We start from the raw sequence: 16,287 nt of genomic DNA, 5'->3' as shown, positions 1-16,287 counted from the left end.
TTATATAAATTTGTCAGTGAAGTATCTGTTCGAATGCTATCGTATATGTAAAATGCATAAATAATTAAAACAACATAATTTTTAGATAATATGCAGCACAAAAGTGCTGCATATTGTGTTATACTAGGAAATGTTCAGAAATATGTTATAGGTAAATAAAAGGCAACAAAGGAGATATACATGGATAAGGAACTGATTATCGTATTGGACTTTGGCGGACAGTACAACCAACTGATCGCCAGACGTGTAAGAGAGTGTAATGTATATGCCGAAGTACATCCGTACACATTGCCGCTGGAGAAGATCAAGGAGATGAATCCAAAGGGAATCATCTTCACAGGCGGACCAAACAGCGTATACAAAGACGATTCACCTAGCTGCAGCAAGGAGATATTCGAACTTGGTATTCCTATTCTCGGAATATGTTACGGTTCACAGCTCATGGCTCATCTGCTGGGCGGCAAGGTCAGCACGGCCCCTGTCAGCGAGTATGGAAGAACAGAGGTTGAGGTTGACAAGACATCCAAGCTGTTTGCAGATGTGAATGACAAGACCATCTGCTGGATGAGTCACACAGACTATATTGCAGAGGTACCAGAGGGCTTCAAGAAGACAGCTTACACTCCTGTATGCCCAGTGGCAGCCATGGAGAACGCTGAGAAGAAACTGTATGCGACTCAGTTCCATCCAGAGGTTATGCACACCGAGGAAGGCATGAAGATGCTTCGAGCATTTGTCATGGATGTATGCCAGTGCGCAGGCGACTGGAAGATGGATTCATTTGTAAAAGATACTATAGAGAGCCTGCGTGCCAAGATAGGCGATGGCAAGGTGCTGTGTGCCTTGTCAGGTGGTGTGGACTCATCAGTGGCTGCAGTTCTCCTGTCCAAGGCGATAGGCAAGCAGCTCACGTGTGTGTTCGTAGACCACGGTCTTCTTCGTAAGAACGAGGGCGACGAAGTTGAGGCGGTATTTGGACCGGACGGTCCATACGACCTGAACTTCATCAGAGTGAATGCTCAGGACAGATTCTACAGCAAGCTTGCCGGAGTAACCGAGCCTGAGGCAAAGAGAAAGATAATAGGCGAGGAGTTCATCCGTGTATTCGAGGAGGAGGCCAAGAAGATTGGTGCCGTTGACTTCCTCGTACAGGGAACCATATATCCTGACGTCATCGAGTCAGGCCTTGACAAGTCGGCAGTCATCAAGTCCCACCACAATGTAGGCGGACTTCCTGACTATGTAGATTTCAAGGAGATCGTGGAGCCGCTCCGTCTTCTCTTCAAGGACGAGGTCCGCAAGGCCGGCCTTGAGCTTGGAATCCCAGAGTACCTGGTATTCCGTCAGCCATTCCCAGGCCCAGGCCTTGGAATCAGAATCATCGGAGAGGTCACAGCCGAGAAGGTCAAGATCGTTCAGGATGCCGATGCCATTTACCGCGAGGAGATCGCAAAGGCAGGTCTCGACAGAAGCCTCGGTCAGTACTTCGCAGCCCTGACCAACATGCGTTCGGTTGGCTGTATGGGAGATTTCAGAACCTACGATTACGCCGTAGCACTCCGTGCTGTAAATACAACAGACTTCATGACAGCAGATTGTTCAGAGATACCATTTGAAGTTCTTCAGAAGGTAATGAACAGGATTATTAATGAGGTTAAGGGTGTTAATAGAGTAATGTATGATCTGACCAGTAAACCACCTGGAACGATTGAGTTCGAATAAATCGAGTTGCTTAAAAAAGCCAGTGTTTATGCGGGTTTCAGCGATTTCGATTAGTCTTTTGATAACAAATTGATAACAGTCATAGCAAGTGCCATTATTCTTGTTATCCAGTGGTTTATGGGTAACGGAACAATTAACAGGTGGCTTGCAGACTAAAGTTCGGAGCTTGGCTCTGAACAAATTCCATATTATAAACTAAGCCCTTAGCTGTGGTTAATAACCATAGTTAAGGGCTTTTTTGTCGTTGCCAAAGCATCTGTAGGGAGCTGCCAGTGGCAGGTCCTGTAGGTGCTTATTTATCTTTCAAGTGGTCTTTGAATGCTTCCACGAGAGCGTCACTTAATTCCTGTGATGGAACTTTTGCCCAACGCTGTGTGGTGTCGAACTCTGGATAATGGTAACGCCAGTTATCGTATTCTTCTCTGTTGATTTCTTCGGAAGATAGCTTGTCTGCCTGTTCTTTCCAAGCATACAGCATTTTGAGGAGTTCATATGCTTCTCTGCCTTTGTCCTTGTTGACCTTTAAGCATACCTCTCCGTCTGCTTCACTGACAGTAAGACCGTAAATATCTTCAAGGGTAAACAGAGTGTGCATAAGACCGATATAGCTGTCTATGTCAGGAACATCAAGAGCCTGTGGAGAAACATCAAGCACCTGTGCCAATGCATTTGTAAGGTCTGCTTTCGGTTTGCGTGTACCAGTTTCGTACTGTGCCAAACGCACATCAGCACTCTTTTCTGGAAAACCGATTGCTGTACCGAGATACTTTTGTGTCATACCACGCATTAGTCTGAAAAAATGTATTCTTTCGCTGATAGCCATAATGATACGCTCCTTTTATATTTAGTGAAATAAGTATAGCAGAAATGTTTAGTGGAAGTCAAGAAAAACCGAAACAAAAATGTTTAATATTTTCTTTGCAACCACTTGACAATAGCAAATATGTTTAGTAAAATAAATTACGAATTAAACAAATATGCTTAATGCGACAACTGAATGACCGTCCGAAAAGCCAAACCGCCAAGACCTCGTCGGAGCAAGTTCCGTATCGTTCGCTTGTGTGCAAGCACAAAAGCTCATTCGCTGCACTGCTCCTCCTCTTCCCCAAAAGTCTCCGACTTTTCGGGAACCCCTATACGAGCGAGCGCCTGATGTACTGCGGTGCATTGGGACAGCACAGCGCCTGCCGACAAGCAGGAGTGCCTGTTGGAACTTTAACACGGAGAAAGCGGCAAGCAAAAAATTATTTTAAGAAAGGAAGAAAAAGGATATGGAAAACAGATTTATCCGAGCCGAAGATGTGGCTCAGGAACTAAACGTATCAAAACCTTATGCATATAAACTCATCAGACAATTAAATGAGGAATTGAAAGCAAAGGGCTTTATTACGATTGCAGGGCGTGTAAATCGCCAGTATTTTTACGAAAGGCTCTACGGAGCAGGAAAGGGGGAAATGTAAATGCCGGTATTTAAGAATGAAGATAACGGTACTTGGTATGTGATGGCAAGGTATGTGAACTGGAAAGGGGAACGCAAGCAGAAATGCAAGCGTGGCTTTGCTACCAAACGAGAAGCACAGGAATGGGAAAGAATGTTCAAATTGCAGACTTCTTCAGACCTTGATATGAGTTTTGAAGCCTTTACGGAGCTTTATATCAATGATGTGAAGAACCGTTTGAAGGAAAACACGTGGCTTACCAAAGAGCATATCATACGCACAAAGATACTTCCGTATTTCGGGAAACTGAAAATCAGCGAGATTTCCACAAAGGAGATTATTACTTGGCAGAATGAAATGCTTGCCTATCGTGATGAGAAGAAAAAGCCTTATTCACAGACGTATCTGAAAACGCTGCACAATCAGTTGTCCGCCATTTTCAATCACGCTGTCCGCTACTATGAACTGCGTTCCAATCCTGCGGCAAAGGTGGGAAATATGGGACGTGAGGAACACAAGGAAATGCTGTTCTGGACAAAGGAAGAATACAAGAAATTCTCTTTTGAGATGATGGACAAGCCTGTTTCCTTTTATGCGTTTGAAATGCTTTACTGGTGCGGTATCCGAGAGGGCGAGCTGTTAGCTTTGACTCCGGCAGATTTCAACTTTGATAAGGAAACAGTCACAATCAATAAATCCTATCAGCGTTTGAAAGGGCAGGATGTGATTACTTCTCCGAAAACGAAAAAGAGCAACCGCACGATTAAAATGCCGAAGTTTCTGTGTGAGGAAATGAAAGAATATCTCGGTATGCTTTACGGATTGAAGAAGAAAGACCGTATCTTTACGGTGACGAAAAGCTATCTTCATCACGAGATGGACAGAGGGGCAAAGGCGGCAGGCGTGAAGCGTATCCGCATTCACGATCTCCGTCACAGCCACATTTCACTCTTGATTGATATGGGCTTTTCTGCGGTGGCGATTGCTGACCGAGTTGGTCACGAAAGTATTGATATTACTTATCAGTACGCACACCTCTTTCCGTCAAAGCAGATTGAGATGGCAGAAAAATTAGATGATTTAGGGAAAGGAGATTTTGAAAATGTCAGCTAAGAACAGAGATAACAAAAATCGTTGGAGGAATATCACAGTAGGGTTTCGAGTATCGCCCGAAGAAAACGAACTCATTAACAGAGCTGTAGCTCTATCAGGATTGCCAAAACAGGAGTATTGTTACCGCCGTTGCTTAAATCAGGATGTGGTGGTACAGGGCAATCCGAGAGTGTATAAGGCGTTGAAAACGGAATTTGCCACAGTCCTTGCGGAACTGAAAAGGATTGAAGCAGGAAAAGGTGTGGATGATGAACTGCTGAGTGTAATAGAACTGATTTCCATTATTCTCGGCGGTTTGAAAGGAGAGGATGCGAATGGAGAATAAAAAAGAAATGACTATTCCAAATGTATCTGCGGCAACAGATGCGGAACAGTCACTTTCCAAATGTACTGACAATAGTATAGTCAATCAGGATACGGATTTCAAGGGGTACGAGCAATCTTTTGAAGAAATGCAAAGGGAAATACTCAGACAGTTAGACCCTTCCTATCTGAAAACAGTATCAATGACAACGCTGTATGATACGGTGTTTGAGGTTCAGACACCACTTATCGACGGTCTGCTCCAAAGGGGAACTTACCTTTTCGTAGGTTCCCCGAAAGTGGGAAAGAGCTTTATGATGGCACAGCTTGCCTATCATATCAGCACAGGCACACCGCTTTGGGAGTATAAGGTGCGTAAGGCAACGGTGCTTTATTTTGCCCTTGAAGATGATTACCCACGTTTGCAGAAGCGATTGTTTCAGATGTTCGGTGCAAAGGAGACAGGCAATCTGTATTTCGCAACGGAATGTAAAACGGTCAATGGCGGACTGGAAGAACAGATAAGAGGGTTTATGAGGGAACACCCAGACACAGGCTTGATTATCATAGACACCTTAAAGCGTGTGCGTGAAGCAGGCGGAGCAGATTACAGCTACGCAAGTGATTATGATGTTGTGGCAAGGCTGAAAGCGTTGGCAGACAGTTACAAGGTTTCAATGCTTATTGTTCATCATACACGCAAACAAAAATCGGAAGATATATTCGATATGATTTCAGGCACGAATGGTCTGATGGGTGCGGCAGACGGTGCATTTGTTCTCAGTAAGGACAAGCGTACTTCCAACAATGCCACACTTGATGTTGCTGGCAGAGACCAGCAGGATATGAAAATCCATCTTGTAAGGGACAGCGAGCGATTGGTGTGGAACTTTGCAAAATCGGAAACGGAGATGTGGAAAGAACCGCCCGAACCTCTGCTTGAGAAGATAGCGGATACGCTCTTTTCGGAAAGTGACAGATGGGAAGGAACTGCTTCGGAACTTTGCGAAAGGCTTGCGGTGGATATAAAGCCGAATGTACTTTCTTTAAGGCTCAGTATCAACGCAAGCAGGCTGTTTCGTGATTACGGTATCCGTTATCAGAACAGCCGCACACACGACGGAAGAAAGGTTTCACTTTGGAAAGAAACCGAGCAGACGGCGTGACAAACGGTGTCAAAGGTGTCAATGTTTTTGAGAGCAGCACGCTGTGAAAAACATTGTCACCATCGTCACACTTTGACACCGGATAAAGTTTAGGGGAGTGTGCAGAGAGTGCCTTTTCAAAGGCGGCTCTTTGGTCTCGCCTGCTGGCTCGGTCGGTTCGCAGGCGTGTGTGCCACCGGCACACGCTCACCCCTCGGAGAGCCTTCGGAGAACGCAAAACCTGTTTACAGGTCGCATTTTTGATGGGTGTACCCGTCAAAAGTGCTTTTGCGTTACTTTTGACAAAAGTAACAAAACCTGAGAATGTTGAAATTTACAGATGGGAGATGAAAAAATGCAGAGAACGATAAGTGCAATGGTCGGTAAAGGCTCGGTCAATCACAATAGCCGAAAGTTCCGAGCAGAAAATGTAGACGGAACTCGTACTCATCTCAATATCGACTACTGCAATGAAAATATAAAGACAGTTTATCACGAATTGTTTGATGAAGCATTGGAAAGATACAATGCCAAGCAGATAAGGTCAGACCGAAAGATAAAAGATTATTATGAAAAAATCCGAAGTTCCAAGCAGGAAAAACCGTTCCACGAAATCATTTTACAGGTGGGCGGTAAGGGAAATATGAACGCCGATACGGAAAACGGAGAACTGGCAAAGCAGATTTTAGATGAATACTATCAGGGTTTTCAGGAGCGAAATCCACAGCTTCGGGTGTTCTCGGCTCATCTGCATATGGATGAAGCTACACCACATCTGCACATAGATTTTGTACCTTTTACCACAGGCAGCAAGCGTGGACTTGATACAAGAGTGTCACTAAAGCAGGCTCTTGCAACGCAAGGTTTTAAGGGCGGCAGTCGTGGCGATACGGAGTGGTCGCAATGGATACAGTCCGAAAAAGAACAGCTTGCGGCGGTGATGGAACGTTATGGGATTGAGTGGGAACATTTAGGCACACACGAAAAACATCTTTCTGTTTTGGATTATAAAAAGCAGGAAAGAGAAAAAGAAGTGGCGTCATTAGGTGCGAAAATCGAGCAGAAACAGATTGAATTTGATGTGTTGTCGGAACGAGTATTGAACTATGATAAGGCAAAAGACGAGCTGTCAAATCTTGAAATAGAGCTTGATACTGCACCGAAATATCAGTTGCCAGAACCAGAGAAATTTATGACTGCAAAGGCATATAAAACCAAAATGGCAGAGCCGGTTGTAAGGAAATTGAAGCAACTTGTCAAAACGGTGCTTGCCCGCTGCTTTGAGGGGTGGGACAACTATCATAGGCTGAATACAGCGAATGCACAGTTATACCGCACCAATCAGCGTTTGGAGAAAGTCAATGAAAGATTGACCGAAGAAAACAAAATCCTAAAAGCAGAAAATAAAGATTACAGCCTGCTCCGTAAGGTTTTTGGTCGCAAACAGATAGATGATTTGTTGGAGCAGGCAAGAACAGTTAAAGGTCGCAAGCGTGATAATACACGATCACGATAGACAAAAATCACAGGAGGAAAAGGAAAATGACAAAGACAATTTTTGAAGAAATGGGCGGAACTTATAGACAGGTGGGTGATTATTTATTGCCGAACATCACAGTACCAGCCGAAGAAGAAATAGAGCCGATTGGTTTATGGGGGAAACGACATGCAAGGCATTTAAAGGAACACTATAAAGTGTTATATATGAACCTGCTGACAAGCGGAAAGCTGCATAGTTATCTTGCAGAAGTCGATAAGCAAGCAGAGGATATGTTTCTTCGACTGGTAAAGGAATATGCCGACAGACAAGATGTGACGGAACAATTAAAGAAAGATAATCCCTACGAATGGATTGGAAGAATGAATAATATTCAGGCTTGTGTGAGGGAAGTTGTAGGAACGGAGTTGATTTACACATAAGCGTTTTACGGTATGGTGCTCCTGCGTTTGCTGGAGTGCTGTGGTTGTGGTTGTAAAGAGGTTGTGAAAGATTGAATTTCGTAATGGTTGGATGTATAATTAGGAAGTGAAAATTTTAATTTGCACTTCCATAAGGTGAAATGTATTGACACAAAAAATACAGTATGATAGTATTGCCATTAGAAGAAAGAAAGGCACATTTTGTGTAAGGTGAGGAAATGATTAATAGATAATTTGATTTAAGTAAGACACATATAGTTATTGAGCCTGTAGAGAATAGGTTTGTTTTGTGTACGCTTAAGTTGGATTATCGCAAGAGGCATTTCCTTTGTTTTCCTTTTGGAAAAGAAATAAGGGTCTATTTAGCGAGTCTATTTTTGCGTATGCAAAAAAGACTCGTTTTTGTGTGTTCAAAATAATAATTGGCTCAGACTTCGAAAAGGAGAAACTTTAATGTTGCAGATAAAAAAATTAAATTTAACACATAAAAAAGACCTGAGAATAATTCTTAATGATTTCAACCTTGTGCTAAATGATGGAGATAAGGCAGTTATTATTGGAGAAGAGGGAAATGGGAAATCGACATTAATGAAGTGGATATACAATCCGTCGCTTGTAGAAAACTATATAGAAGCAGATGGGGAAAGGATAATGGGACACGAACGTCTTGGTTATCTTCCGCAGGAGATGCTCGATGAAGATAAGGAAAAAACAATATACGAATATTTTTCTGAAGAGGAAATATTCTGGGAGAAAACGCCTAAAGAATTGTCTGTTATTGCGGGAAAATTTGGAATGAAAAATGATTTTTTCTACAGTAACCAGACAATGGGTAGTCTTTCAGGAGGCGAAAAAGTCAAGACACAACTTATGAGGCTTTTCATTCGCGATGTTTCTGTGCTGTTGTTGGACGAACCTTCCAATGACATCGACATTGCGACGCTTACATTACTGGAAAAAATCATAAATGACTGGAAGCACATTGTGCTTTTTATTTCACACGATGAAACGCTGATAGAGCGTACTGCCAACATGGTGATACATATCGAGCAGATTATACGAAAAACAAAGGCGAGATATACCGTGGCAAAGCTTCCCTATAGACGCTATGTGGAAGAACGGCTTCATAAATTTGAAATCCAAAAACAGCGGGCACTGAGTGACCGTAGGGAGAAAAAGATTCGCGATGAAAAATATCAAAGAGTTATGCAGAGTGTACAAGGTGCATTAAGAAGTTGTACCAGACAAGCACCGTCTGTTGCCAAAAACTTAAAGGACAAAATGCATACGGTTAAGGCAATGGAACGAAGATTTGAAAAAGAAGATGAAAATATGACTCAGATGCCGGAACAGGAAGAAGCAATCTTTGTCAAATTAGGGGATGAAAACTCACACATTCCCGCAGGAAAAACGGTCATAGAATATGAACTTTCAAAGCTTGTGACTCCGGATGGCAAAAGAATTTTAGCAGAAGGAATTCATTTAAAAATAAAAGGTTCAGAAAAAATCTGTATGATAGGAGCCAACGGGGCAGGAAAAACGACTCTTCTAAAAAAGATAGCGGAAGAACTCCTAAATCGGAATGACATTAAAGCAGAATATATGCCTCAAACTTATGAAGACCTGCTGGATTTGGATGTTACACCGGTTGATTACCTTGATAAAACAGGAGATAAAGAAGAGCGTACAAGAATTAGAACATACCTTGGTTCACTTAAATACACACCAGATGAAATGGAGCATCCGATTCGGGAGTTATCAGGCGGACAAAAGGCGAAAGTGCTTCTCTTGAGGATGAGCTTAAGTGGTGCAAATGTTCTTATTCTGGATGAACCGACAAGAAATTTTTCACCATTGTCCGGTCCGGTAATAAGAAAAATGCTCCGAGAATTTCCGGGGGCTGTCATTAGCATTTCTCACGATAGAAAGTATATTGAAGAGGTGTGCGATAAAATATATCAGCTAAATCCTAATGGATTACAGCTAATTGGTGATTGATAACAAAAAGGATGAAAGACTGACAAATTTCAGGCTTTTAGTGAGTTGGAAAGCATACAAAGATTTGAATTTGGAGGATAGATTATGGTACGTACAGAAGATGCATGTGAAATTATAAAATATGCTTTGCAAAACGAAATTAAAGTATATTTAGATGGCGGATGGGGTGTTGATGCACTTCTTAAAAGAGAATCAAGAATACACAATGATATTGATTTGTTTGTTGAACTGAAACATTATCATGATTATATTTATGTGATTAAGCAGCATGGATTTGAGGAAGTAAATACTGATTATACAACGGATGGTCATACTGTCTGGAAAGATGATAAACAAAGAATCATTGATTTACATTGTTTTGAATTTACAGATGACGGAATTGTTTATGAGGGAGATATATTTCCATCAAAAACTTTTTCCGGTATTGGAAAAGTTGGAGATATAACTGTTTCTTGTATTGAACCATTGAGTCAGGTAATGCTTCATTTGGGATATGAACACGATAAAAATGATGTGCATGATGTGATGCTGTTGTGTGAAACATTTCAAATAGCAATACCAGATGAATATAAGGAAAAGTAAAATTTCAGTTTTGTGTTGAATCTCTAAGCAAAATAGCTTATAATTTGACATGCTACATATAGTTATTATCCACAGTTATCGAGTAGGTGTTATCAATGCCGATAACAAAATGATAACATTAGCTCGTATAGGCAGGATAATATGGATATATCAAATAATCAAAAGAACGAGAAACATTACAGAGAATAATTCCTAAACAAAAAGCGTTAGTCTTTGTAGAGTTTGAGTAGTTGAAGCTGAGCTGTAAAGCCTTTGTTTACAAGGGTTTTACAGCTTTTCCTTTATAGGATGTCTGACCAATGTAATGCTGACGCTTCGCAAATTCGCATATCAGTCATAAATAATAACCAGAACGATATAAACAGATAATGTTCATAATAGTCTTTCTTACAGAGTAAGGAAATAACCTTTTGAAATTCTTCTAATGTCCAGAAATCAACTTTGGTTTTCTTGCTTTTGATATTGCCTATCATACGAGAGGGATTTTTCTTCGCAATTCCAAGAACAACAGCTCTGTCAAATGCGATAGAAAGCATTCCCTGTACGATACGAATGTAATTAGGGCTACGATTGACGCTATCTTGAACAGCAGAGAGAATAAGAAGAGATTTGCTTCTTGTTTTCTCTGGTTTCCTATACAGATTCTTCAACATTTATTTGTTGATCTGCTCCGCAGGCAACAAATAAGAGCCGACTATCCTTATTTCTTTATCGTAAATTTACTTGTTACACAGTAATGAAAAAAGCCAATAGTTTGTAACTGAACTTTACAAACTATTGACTTTACATTTTGATGTCCACTCTTCAATGAATTATCATACGAATATATCTTCAATACTTTATAATTCAAGAGTAATAATAAGGCTATTGGCATGTACTTTTGCAACAACATTTCCGCCAAGAATGGCAACAAGTGTTTTTACTACCGCAAGTCCCAATCCTGTACTTCCATTATGTCTTGATTTATCGCCTGTATAAAAACGGTCAAAAAGTCGATTGCAATCAATTTCTGAACTGTCACTCATTGGATTTTCAATGGTAAATATAATATTATTATTTTCTTTCTCCATAAGTGTTATTTTTATCGTTCCAACAGAATACTTAATTGCATTTGTCAACAGATTTTGTAAAATTCGTTCTACCATATTTTTATCAGAATATACGTATATTGAATAATCTGGGAGATTTATTTCGGGTAAAATATTCTCCTTTTCTAATGCAACGGCATTTTCCGTAATTAAATTTATTAACATATTAGATATATTAAACTTTTCTTTTTCTGGAACTGTCTGCTGTTCCTCCAAAATAGAAAGATCATAGAATGTTTCTACCAATTCTTTCATTTTTTCGGCTTTGCTAAAAATCACTTTTACACGCTGTGCTTGACTGGATTCCAAATTTTCTTTTTGCAATAATTGTAAATGACCAAGAATGACTGTAAGAGGTGTACGCAAATCATGTGATATATTAGCAACAGATTCTTTTAAATGCTCTTCATTGCGTAATACGCCTGCAACAGCCTGTCGTTGTCTGATATTATATTGATTCAATATACCAGCCAGTCTTTCTAAATCTTTATCAATCAACGAAATGTCTAACATCTGCTGTGAATTTCCAGAATTCAATTCATTAACTTGATCCGCAAGATTACGGATTTGTTTTTTTAATTGAATATATCGAAATAGCAGTATTACTAAAAATATTGTTATGATAATTAAAATCCATTCTATGTTAGACATTTTCTCCACCTATTTAAAATCACATTTACAAAATTTTATCCACGAAAGCAATACTAATATACCAGACCATATACATCCTACTAAAATAGCTATCGGTTGAAAAAAGGTTTTCATGCTGACAACGATTCTGATTTGATAAGTAGGTAAAAAACCGACTGGTAATCTCAACATCATTCCATAGCCAAGATATAAGCTAAGACCAAAAATAATAATTGCTGTAACCGAAGTTGCTTTTACAACATCCTGTAAATAGCAACAAATAAGTATTGCAATTAGAAATATCGCACTATTAAGCAGACAAGAATAAATGATTGCTTTTATAATATTGTAAAAAAACATTCCCACGTCTGCAACACCAAAGCGTCCAAATTCCCTTATGCACCCTGAAACTGGATAGACAAGAGCCATAAGATTAAAAGCAATTAAATACGATATTATTTTACTTGTAAAAATTTGTTTTCTGGAATGTCCAGCACTGACCTCTAAGTTTATTGTTCTCTTAGAAAATTCCTGTCCTAAAATCAATGCAAGTATAGCCGACATGATGATAAGAAGAAACGTAGAATCATACACCATTCCATTAAAAATATCAGCAAGAGAAGAAGCAATTTCTTCTGTCGGTCCCATGACCTCTGTAACATAAGTATCTGCTGTAAAAAATCCTAAAATAAATATTCCAATCATACCACACCAGTAAATAGAATTATGTAACAACTGATATTTTTCCAGTTTTAATAATTTATCCATAAAAAACACCTCCGGTTATTTCAAGTCTGTATGTAAAAAAGCACTACCTGCAATGAAATATAAAATAAAATTCCATAAAAAATCTACAAACAAGCAAAAGTTTGTCGAATAGACCTTTTGCAATGAAATTAACCTAAGTTGTCCCATTGGTATTATTCTGCTGATTATTTGTGCAGACTCACTGTTCAGTAAAAAAATCATAACAAAAAATAAAACCATTGAAACTGTCAGTGTTTTCCCCATATCACGAAAAATAAAAGCAAAAAACATCGGTAATGCACACAGTGTTATCATGGCAAATAGAGTTAGTAAAACCATAGTATATGTGCTATCATTCCAAAAAAGTTTTTCTCCAATATAAAATTGACTAATAATTCCATGTACAAATAATGGAAATACCAGAATGATAATACAACCTATTTGAGATACAATTAACTTTACTCTAAATATAGAACTTCTTTTATGTCCGGCAGTAATATAAGTATTTAAAGTTCTTCCACTAAAATCACTTCCAATGAACAATGCTATAAACACTATAATCAAAAAATAGAGTAACGGAATATTGTATAATGATGCCATAATTAAGTTTGAAGAGCGTTCTTTACTATCTAACAGCAATATGCTACTTAAAAGGAGATTGAATATTCCAATTTCCCAAAAATACCAACTGTGAAACAACTTATATAACTCAGTTTTTAGGAGATTTGACATCTTTTGTTCCTCCTATTTTGCTCAAAAAATAGTCCTCCAAAGTATCGCCAGATACAGAAAGTCCTGTTACAAGAATGTGCGATTCTGCCAAAGCAGACGCAACTGTCTCTAAATCATTCAAATAATCATACAAACGAATTATGCCATCTGGCATTAGTTTAAAGTTATCTGTATGAAGATTTTCTTCCAAAACCAGAACCGTTTTCTGAACATCTGTTGTTTTAATTGCTATATGTCGTTTACACCGTTCATTTAATTCATAATCAGAAATCTCTTCTATAATTTTTCCACGGTCAATCAGAATAAATTCTGATGCTGTTTGATACAATTCTTCTAAGATATGGCTTGAAACCAAAATGGTCATACCATATTCTTTATTCAAAATTTTTAATAAATTTCTGATTTCTACAATTCCAGCAGGGTCAAGACCATTGATAGGCTCGTCTAAAATCAATAGTTCTGGTGTATTTAAAAGTGCAATCGCTATCCCCAATCGTTGACGCATACCTAATGAAAAATTGCGGACACTCTTTTTACCTGTATCTTGCAATCCAACCATATCTAATGTCCTTTTAATAACTGATTTATCTGGTATGCCTCGTTGAATACGCTGTACTTCCATATTTTGATAGGCAGTCATTGACGGGAATAGAGCAGGCGTTTCAATCATACTTCCAATTCGTTTACGCTGTTTCTGCAATTCTTCTGTTCCAGAATTTCCCCATAAAGAAAGTGTACCACTTGTTGGAAACGCAAGCCCTGTGACTAATCTTAAAAAAGTAGTCTTACCTGCTCCGTTTTGACCAATAAATCCATAAATTTTTCCTTTTTTTATTTGTAAATTTATGTGGTCTAATGCTAATGTTTGCTTATATTCTTTGGTTAAAGACTTTGCTTCTAAAATAATTGAACTCATATCCCAAACCTCCTTTACTTAAACCAGTATAACGGGCAATTTTAAAGAATTTCTTAAATCGTAATGAGAAAAGTTAAAAAAATAATAAAGCTAAGGAACGTTTAATCCTTAGCTTTATGTAGGCGGTAGCCAATGCCCCAAACAGTATCAATAAATTCTGTATCAGAGCATATCGCTTTTAATTTATTGCGTAAATTACTGATATGAACATTAAGTGTATTATCTTCAGCAATATATTCTGTATCCCAAACACTTTGAAAAAGATTCGATTTTGAAAATACTTTATCTGGATATTTCATCAACAATTCTAAAATGCCAAATTCTTTAGCGGTTAAGGATAATTCTATTCCATTCAAAAATGCTGTATTTTTCTCTAGGTCTAAAGTCAGATTGTTATATTGCAAACATTCTGTCTGGCTATTTTGAAATTGTACTCTTCGCAGATTACTTTCAATTCTGGCAAGCACTTCTTCCATATCAAAAGGTTTTGTGATATAATCGTCTGCTCCCAGACGAAGCAAGTCGATTTTATTTTGTGTAGTTTCTTTCGCTGAAATAATAATAACAGGTATCGTAAATTTCTTGCGTACATCAGATAAAATAATATCACCACTCCGATAAGGAAGCATAATATCAAGTATAATCAAATCAATTTTTTCTTTATTCAAAAAATCCAGAACATGAAGTCCATCATATTGGCAATGCACAGCATATCCTTTTTCTTTTAGAAAATCAGCCAATAACGCATTTATTTCTAAATCATCTTCAATAATCAATATTTTATTCATTAGCCTACCTCATTCCTGCAATGCTACCTTCCCATTATACATTTAAGGTTGTATTTCCTCAATACCATTGCAACCAATTATATGAGAGGGATTCTTATTTTGCCAATCTAATTGTAAACAGAATAGTATAGATTGGATAAACAATTACCATACTATTCTGCTGTAACATTTATTCTACAATCTTCCAGTTATCGTCCTTATGAAGCACAAGCTCATACTGTGAGATTTGCGTCATTTTCGACTTGTTATCCAGATACTTTACGGACACGCTGACTTTGAGGTTGTCGCCGTCTTTGGTAAAGACAGGGTTTACCAGTTCCGAAAATACATAGTCGCCGGATACAGGAGCAATCACACCGTCTTTGACATAGTAGGCAAGTTCCTTTTCCGTAGCTGTCGGATAGAGCTTAAAGAATGTTTCCAAGAAAGCGGTAGCGTCCTTAACTGTGTCGGAACTGACACTGACATCGGCTTCCTGTGCTTTCGGTTCATACTTTGATTTCTGTACCGCCGGAGCAAGGGTAGGATTTTGGGTAATGACCATTGCACCGTTCTTATCCACATGAACGGTCACGGTGTAGTTTTCTGTGACTGCCTGTGTCTGTTCTCCCTCTTTTACCTGCTGATCTACTTCGTAGGCAACGGTAAAATCGTCCGTTCCAGACTGTTCTACATTCCAGACCAGCACATTTGTAACAGTCGCACTGGTTGGTATGTCCGTTCTGATGGTATCGGCGTTCAAGTCCTGCAATTCTTTGGTAAGGTATTTACTGATTTCCGCTGTCCTCGCTTCAATGGCTTCCTTGCTGGTATCCCATGAGTAGTAGGCTTTTGCAAAGTTCTTGACGAAATTCTCAATCCCATTGGTATCGTTCAATCTTAGCTGAATGATTTCTTTTTCATGTACCGTGTGTGTGTTAATAGCGGTAAGCTTCCACGCCGAGCAGGTCATGGAGAATTGCTGGGATGTGATTAGTGTTGGAATGGCAGCGATAGGTTTAGCTGTGGCTGTGTATTTTGGAGATTGGATAAAGGCTTTAGTAAAGTTGAATCTTGTTGCTTTATTGCTATTAGTTCAGGCAGTATATGTCGGAATCAGAGTGTATGTGAAAGGTTGTAAAAGAGCCAGAGGCTATTATTGATGTTGAGGTTTTAGAAAAATCG

At 39.0% G+C, this 16,287-nt stretch carries 17 protein-coding genes and 1 pseudogene; 10 read left to right on the top strand and 8 right to left on the bottom strand.

The window, feature by feature from the left end:
* Positions 1-180: 180 nt before the first annotated feature.
* Entirely contained in the window at positions 181-1,722 is a 1,542-nt protein-coding gene (gene guaA, locus DWW70_RS11235; protein ID WP_055147204.1) for a glutamine-hydrolyzing GMP synthase, read from the top strand.
* A 292-nt stretch (positions 1,723-2,014) separates the two neighbouring features.
* On the opposite strand, the gene DWW70_RS11230 is transcribed toward guaA, so the two are convergent.
* Entirely contained in the window at positions 2,015-2,545 is a 531-nt protein-coding gene (locus DWW70_RS11230; RefSeq protein WP_009247529.1) for a helix-turn-helix domain-containing protein, read from the bottom strand.
* Between the two features lie 448 nt (positions 2,546-2,993).
* Here DWW70_RS11230 and DWW70_RS11225 point away from each other — a divergent pair, with 448 nt between their 5' ends.
* The 8 genes from DWW70_RS11225 (at position 2,994) to DWW70_RS11190 (ending at position 10,222) form a co-directional block, all read left to right on the top strand.
* Positions 2,994-3,182: a transcriptional regulator gene (locus tag DWW70_RS11225; protein ID WP_009247528.1), complete on the top strand. Its 189-nt coding sequence runs from the start codon at positions 2,994-2,996 to the stop codon at positions 3,180-3,182.
* Entirely contained in the window at positions 3,183-4,274 is a 1,092-nt protein-coding gene (locus tag DWW70_RS11220) for a site-specific integrase (protein ID WP_009247527.1), read from the top strand.
* Complete coding sequence (locus DWW70_RS11215; RefSeq protein ID WP_009247526.1) at positions 4,264-4,599, top strand: plasmid mobilization protein; 336 nt, start codon at positions 4,264-4,266, stop codon at positions 4,597-4,599. Before DWW70_RS11220 ends, DWW70_RS11215 begins: the two co-directional genes overlap by 11 nt.
* A complete protein-coding gene (locus DWW70_RS11210; protein WP_009247525.1) occupies positions 4,589-5,743 on the top strand; it encodes an AAA family ATPase in 1,155 nt (384 codons plus the stop codon). Before DWW70_RS11215 ends, DWW70_RS11210 begins: the two co-directional genes overlap by 11 nt.
* 355 nt (positions 5,744-6,098) lie before the next feature.
* Entirely contained in the window at positions 6,099-7,238 is a 1,140-nt protein-coding gene (locus DWW70_RS11205) for a plasmid recombination protein (RefSeq protein ID WP_118649919.1), read from the top strand.
* A gap of 26 nt (positions 7,239-7,264) precedes the next feature.
* Positions 7,265-7,642 (top strand): TnpV protein, encoded by a 378-nt coding sequence (locus DWW70_RS11200; protein WP_009247523.1) that lies wholly within the window; start codon positions 7,265-7,267, stop codon positions 7,640-7,642.
* Positions 7,643-8,095: 453 nt separating this feature from the next.
* On the top strand, positions 8,096-9,640 hold the full coding sequence (locus DWW70_RS11195) for an ATP-binding cassette domain-containing protein (protein ID WP_009247522.1): 1,545 nt from the start codon (positions 8,096-8,098) through the stop codon (positions 9,638-9,640).
* A gap of 84 nt (positions 9,641-9,724) precedes the next feature.
* The gene (locus DWW70_RS11190) at positions 9,725-10,222 is read left to right on the top strand and encodes a nucleotidyltransferase domain-containing protein (protein ID WP_009247521.1); all 498 of its coding nucleotides are present in this window, start codon (positions 9,725-9,727) and stop codon (positions 10,220-10,222) included.
* Between the two features lie 287 nt (positions 10,223-10,509).
* Here the strand turns inward: DWW70_RS11190 and DWW70_RS15225 are convergent.
* The 7 genes and pseudogenes from DWW70_RS15225 to DWW70_RS11155 form a co-directional block, all read right to left on the bottom strand.
* Positions 10,510-10,788, bottom strand: a pseudogene (locus DWW70_RS15225) (site-specific integrase); the annotation flags it as partial.
* Between the two features lie 273 nt (positions 10,789-11,061).
* A complete protein-coding gene (locus DWW70_RS11180; RefSeq protein WP_118649864.1) occupies positions 11,062-11,961 on the bottom strand; it encodes a sensor histidine kinase in 900 nt (299 codons plus the stop codon).
* Positions 11,962-11,970: 9 nt separating this feature from the next.
* On the bottom strand, positions 11,971-12,708 hold the full coding sequence (locus DWW70_RS11175; protein ID WP_118371430.1) for an ABC transporter permease: 738 nt from the start codon (positions 12,706-12,708) through the stop codon (positions 11,971-11,973).
* A 15-nt stretch (positions 12,709-12,723) separates the two neighbouring features.
* Entirely contained in the window at positions 12,724-13,419 is a 696-nt protein-coding gene (locus DWW70_RS11170; protein ID WP_118649863.1) for an ABC transporter permease, read from the bottom strand.
* Positions 13,397-14,335 carry an ABC transporter ATP-binding protein gene (locus tag DWW70_RS11165; RefSeq protein ID WP_118649862.1) on the bottom strand — a complete coding sequence of 313 codons (939 nt, stop codon included), beginning with the start codon at positions 14,333-14,335 and terminating at the stop codon, positions 13,397-13,399. The genes DWW70_RS11170 and DWW70_RS11165 overlap by 23 nt, the downstream gene beginning before the upstream one ends.
* Before the next feature lie 101 nt (positions 14,336-14,436).
* Positions 14,437-15,123 carry a response regulator transcription factor gene (locus DWW70_RS11160; protein WP_005342931.1) on the bottom strand — a complete coding sequence of 229 codons (687 nt, stop codon included), beginning with the start codon at positions 15,121-15,123 and terminating at the stop codon, positions 14,437-14,439.
* A 169-nt stretch (positions 15,124-15,292) separates the two neighbouring features.
* Positions 15,293-16,075 (bottom strand): conjugal transfer protein, encoded by a 783-nt coding sequence (locus DWW70_RS11155; RefSeq protein ID WP_334294913.1) that lies wholly within the window; start codon positions 16,073-16,075, stop codon positions 15,293-15,295.
* Here DWW70_RS11155 and DWW70_RS14900 point away from each other — a divergent pair.
* A complete protein-coding gene (locus DWW70_RS14900; RefSeq protein WP_330423967.1) occupies positions 16,011-16,265 on the top strand; it encodes a DUF6040 family protein in 255 nt (84 codons plus the stop codon). The genes DWW70_RS11155 and DWW70_RS14900 overlap by 65 nt on opposite strands.
* Positions 16,266-16,287: the final 22 nt, after the last annotated feature.

The sequence above is a fragment of the Coprococcus sp. AF16-5 genome (genome assembly GCF_003479365.1).
In the GTDB taxonomy this organism is placed as follows: domain Bacteria; phylum Bacillota; class Clostridia; order Lachnospirales; family Lachnospiraceae; genus Coprococcus; species Coprococcus aceti.
Note: the sequence above shows the minus strand (reverse complement) of the source record. Positions and strands in the feature narration are given on the sequence as shown.

Coding starts and splice junctions, on each gene's coding strand:
- DWW70_RS11200 (WP_009247523.1), top strand. CDS start 7,265: ATGACAAAGACAATTTTTGAAGAAATGGGCGGAACTTATAGACAGGTG.
- DWW70_RS11160 (WP_005342931.1), bottom strand. CDS start 15,123: ATGAATAAAATATTGATTATTGAAGATGATTTAGAAATAAATGCGTTA.
- DWW70_RS11205 (WP_118649919.1), top strand. CDS start 6,099: ATGGTCGGTAAAGGCTCGGTCAATCACAATAGCCGAAAGTTCCGAGCA.
- DWW70_RS11215 (WP_009247526.1), top strand. CDS start 4,264: ATGTCAGCTAAGAACAGAGATAACAAAAATCGTTGGAGGAATATCACA.
- DWW70_RS11180 (WP_118649864.1), bottom strand. CDS start 11,961: ATGTCTAACATAGAATGGATTTTAATTATCATAACAATATTTTTAGTA.
- DWW70_RS11210 (WP_009247525.1), top strand. CDS start 4,589: ATGGAGAATAAAAAAGAAATGACTATTCCAAATGTATCTGCGGCAACA.
- DWW70_RS11175 (WP_118371430.1), bottom strand. CDS start 12,708: ATGGATAAATTATTAAAACTGGAAAAATATCAGTTGTTACATAATTCT.
- DWW70_RS11230 (WP_009247529.1), bottom strand. CDS start 2,545: ATGGCTATCAGCGAAAGAATACATTTTTTCAGACTAATGCGTGGTATG.
- DWW70_RS11155 (WP_334294913.1), bottom strand. CDS start 16,075: ATGACCTGCTCGGCGTGGAAGCTTACCGCTATTAACACACACACGGTA.
- DWW70_RS11190 (WP_009247521.1), top strand. CDS start 9,725: ATGGTACGTACAGAAGATGCATGTGAAATTATAAAATATGCTTTGCAA.
- DWW70_RS11170 (WP_118649863.1), bottom strand. CDS start 13,419: ATGTCAAATCTCCTAAAAACTGAGTTATATAAGTTGTTTCACAGTTGG.
- DWW70_RS11220 (WP_009247527.1), top strand. CDS start 3,183: ATGCCGGTATTTAAGAATGAAGATAACGGTACTTGGTATGTGATGGCA.
- DWW70_RS11225 (WP_009247528.1), top strand. CDS start 2,994: ATGGAAAACAGATTTATCCGAGCCGAAGATGTGGCTCAGGAACTAAAC.
- DWW70_RS11165 (WP_118649862.1), bottom strand. CDS start 14,335: ATGAGTTCAATTATTTTAGAAGCAAAGTCTTTAACCAAAGAATATAAG.
- guaA (WP_055147204.1), top strand. CDS start 181: ATGGATAAGGAACTGATTATCGTATTGGACTTTGGCGGACAGTACAAC.
- DWW70_RS14900 (WP_330423967.1), top strand. CDS start 16,011: ATGATTTCTTTTTCATGTACCGTGTGTGTGTTAATAGCGGTAAGCTTC.
- DWW70_RS11195 (WP_009247522.1), top strand. CDS start 8,096: ATGTTGCAGATAAAAAAATTAAATTTAACACATAAAAAAGACCTGAGA.